We start from the raw sequence: 3,185 nt of genomic DNA on the forward strand, positions 1-3,185 counted from the left end.
GCGGTCGCGTTGTTCAGCGTGCCGCAGCCGCGGCAGGTGGCCTGAACCGGAAAGCCCACGAGATACTCGTGCCCCCGCGCGAAGCGCAGGTGCATGCGGCCGTCCCGGCAGACGCCGAGCAGCTTGTCACAGCGCGTGCAGCGCCATTCCGAGTTGGAGGTGGTGGGCTTGGTCTTCGCGGCGCCGGACCAGCTCGTCGGGGCTGCCTGGCGCGAGGGGAAGGGAGTCGGCATTGGAATGCTCCTCTGACTGAGTGAGCACTCCCATTGGCCTGAAGAATCGGAGCCCGTCAGACCCCCCAATCGGAGCCGGATCGGAGCCAGCCGTCAGATGGCGATTTCCCAAGGCCCTTTGGCGCCGAGACTTCTCAGGAAGTTGGCCTTCAGCTTGTCCCACAGCGGCTGCTTGAAGATGTTCGACAGGGACTGGTCTGCGGCGATGCCTTTGACAAGATCCTTGGTCGCCATTGGCATCGGGCCGTTGTTGTGGGCGTCGACCAGTCGCTGGATGATTCCGATGCGGTTTTCGCCCCTGATGTCGATGCTGCCTTTCCCTGGAACGAAGAGGGTTGCGATGTCATCGCCGCTGCGGGTAAGTCCGAAAGTCAGGCCACCACGGGCCAGTATCCGATGCCGCCGAAACACGGACCGGAGCTTGTCTGCAACCAGTGCGATTTCGGACTGACCATCGTCGATCTGATCGGCAAGCGGCGTCAGAACGTTTGCCGCCAGACATGGCCCGGAAGCGTTACCGGCCTGCAGGACCAGTCCGATACCGAGGTTGTGGCGCGTCCGAAGTTCCGTATCGACGGCCGACCGGACCTTCTCCCGGTCGAGACCACGCGCAAGGTAGATCGGAACATCCCCGCCATCGACACCGAGCGTTCCAAGGTAGAAGAGGTGGTCGGTCAACTTCTCGATGGCGGGCGCATCCAGCGCCTGTTCGAGACGTTCCTTCAGGTGTTGCGCGACCCAGCCGTCACGCACTCGATAGATCCTGTAACGATCCGGGTTGCCAGCAGGCGTCACCTGTCCTTCGGTGACCCTGAGGTCGGCCACCTTGCGGTCTTCTTCCTCCGCATCTCCCTTTTCGACCCGGACAACCACCTCGGCTGCGACCGGGCCGACCTCGTCTTCATCGTCGATCAGGTCGTCGCCTTCCCAGCCAGCGGGCACGAGAAAGCCCAGCTCGGTCAGGAGGCCCGGATCGACACCACGAGCTTGGAGCCATGCGCCGGTGACGCTGTCTGCCCCGATGTCCCAGATGGCCAGCAAGGCGGGCATGACAGCCATGCTCTCCTCGTCGCCCGGCGCGCGACCCTCACGGAGGATCTTCCAGTGTCGAAGCAGGCGATGCCCCAGAACCCGTTCGAAGGGGTCGTCGAGGCTGAGAAGGCTGCTCGTGTTGCGGTCGGTGAGCGTGAAGTCGAGGGTCTGCGCCTCATCCCGTCCCGCGCGGCGATACCGGACCACAATCTCGACAAAGCGGATTGCAAGCGCCCGCTCGAAAATCCTCGGGAGGCCCGGCTGGCTGTCGATGATCTCGGAGATGTTCTGATCAATCGTGGTGGAAAGCGAGAGGCGGTTGGCGAGATTCCCGATGCTGATGTCAGCGCGGATTACCTGCGCGCGGTCGATCACCACGTCGTCGAGTTCCGGCTGCTCCAGATCGAGCCCCTGCAGGAACTGCGAAATGTCGTAGGCCTGGAAGTCGACGGGTTGGTTGGAATAAGTCTGATCGAGAGCCGTCTCGATGAATCGCTCGGCGATGGTGTGCCTGAGCTTTCGGTTGCCAGCACGGACATGCACCCGCCCGGTTGATGGCGTGTAGACGATCATCGCCTCTCCGGGCGGGCGGAAATAGATACTCGACCGATTGCCGTCGTCGTCGATCTCCCGAACGCTCGTGGGCGGATCGGGATGATACAGCAGGTACATCTCCGCAGCCGGTTCATCGCCATCCTCGGGGATATCGAATTTGTCGATGCTGTAGCCGTCGCCACGATCGAGGCGCTTGTTGAGGTCGACCAGGAGTTCTTCGAGTAATGCGCTGCCGGCGTCCGGCCCCCCGTCGACCGAAGGGTCGGCCATGAAGGTCTGGTAGTGTTTGTCATAGCGCCGGTAGAGACGCAGGTGCAGGCTGTTCTCCGCCGCTTCAAACAAGCCGTGTTCGTTTGCGAAGGCCCACAGGCTGCGCGCCAGCTTGTCCCGCTGGTTGAGAAGCTCCTTGGCGCGGTCGGGTTCGAGCGAGGTATTGGCGAGACCTTCGAGGACATACTCGCCGCGGTCGCTCGCGATTGTGACGATCCGGGCTGCTTCAGCTTCGAGCGGGCCCAGCCGGTCCTTCTTTTCCTGCGGCAGCATGTTCCTGGCAAGCGACGGACCGTCCGGGTTGTCCGGATCGAACTTGTAGGAAGCAAGCCAGTTCAGCCTCTCGAAAGCCTTGCTTTCAAGAAATCCGGACAGCAGCTTCGGCTCTGCATCGTCGAATAGCCGGGAAAGATTGGGGCAGGTTCTGGCCGGGGCGCGTACCATATAAATCTCCGGAAATGCTGATTTGCGCTATAGATCGCGATCGCGGCACCGTGCTCGGACCTTGACACTGCGATGTCGCCTCTGGGGACTGAGGGCAACATCACCTTCCTCCCGGACAGCAAGAACCGCTTGGGCAAGATCCACGCGCGCTTCCTCGATCAGTGCCAGGACATGGGGACCGATCGGAGTTGCTTTGCACGCCATGGATTCACCCCAACGATCATCTGCTCGTGATTGATTCAACCTGCGATAATCGCGGACGAAAGCACGATGGGCAAGAGGTAATGTTCTTTATCTGTTCGCACGTCCCATCTCGGGCTGCCGCGTGGCTTTTGATCGGTAACGACACCACTGATCGCGGCCGCCCACGACATGAAACGCCCGAACCCGCTGCCGCCCGACCTGATGACGCCCGCCGAGCGCCGCACGGAACTGTGCGGCCTGCTGGCGCTCGGGCTGGTCCGGTTGCGGATGCGGAACGGCAGAGAAGTATCTGACAAAACCGGAGAAAGTTGCCTACACTATCCGGCCGACCGATGCCGTCATGCAACTCCAACGCACCGGAGAAATGCATGACGACCCACGATCCCATCCCCGCGCGCCTGGCCGCGCTGAAGGCCACGCCGACGCCCGACCTGAAGCAGCAATGGC

2 protein-coding genes and 1 pseudogene are annotated in these 3,185 nt (G+C 62.3%); 1 reads left to right on the forward strand and 2 read right to left on the reverse strand.

Annotated elements, in window-relative coordinates; all coding sequences use genetic code 11:
* Together WMK75_RS18775 and WMK75_RS18780 are read right to left on the reverse strand one after the other, a co-directional pair.
* On the reverse strand, nt 1-233 hold a 233-nt coding region (locus tag WMK75_RS18775; protein WP_347269098.1), incomplete at its 3' end, for a hypothetical protein.
* 93 nt (nt 234-326) lie between these two features.
* On the reverse strand, nt 327-2,534 hold the full coding sequence (locus WMK75_RS18780; RefSeq protein ID WP_347269099.1) for a hypothetical protein: 2,208 nt from the start codon (nt 2,532-2,534) through the stop codon (nt 327-329).
* 572 nt (nt 2,535-3,106) lie between these two features.
* On the opposite strand from WMK75_RS18780, the pseudogene WMK75_RS18785 reads away from it, so the two are divergent.
* Nucleotides 3,107-3,185, forward strand: a pseudogene (locus tag WMK75_RS18785) (DUF2924 domain-containing protein); the annotation flags it as partial.

It is taken from the genome of Paracoccus sp. (in: a-proteobacteria), from assembly GCF_039808215.1.
Classification (GTDB): Bacteria; Pseudomonadota; Alphaproteobacteria; order Rhodobacterales; family Rhodobacteraceae; genus Paracoccus.

Excerpts from the sequence above, each read along its gene's own strand:
- WMK75_RS18780 (WP_347269099.1), bottom strand. The coding sequence starts at position 2,534 with ATGGTACGCGCCCCGGCCAGAACCTGCCCCAATCTTTCCCGGCTATTC.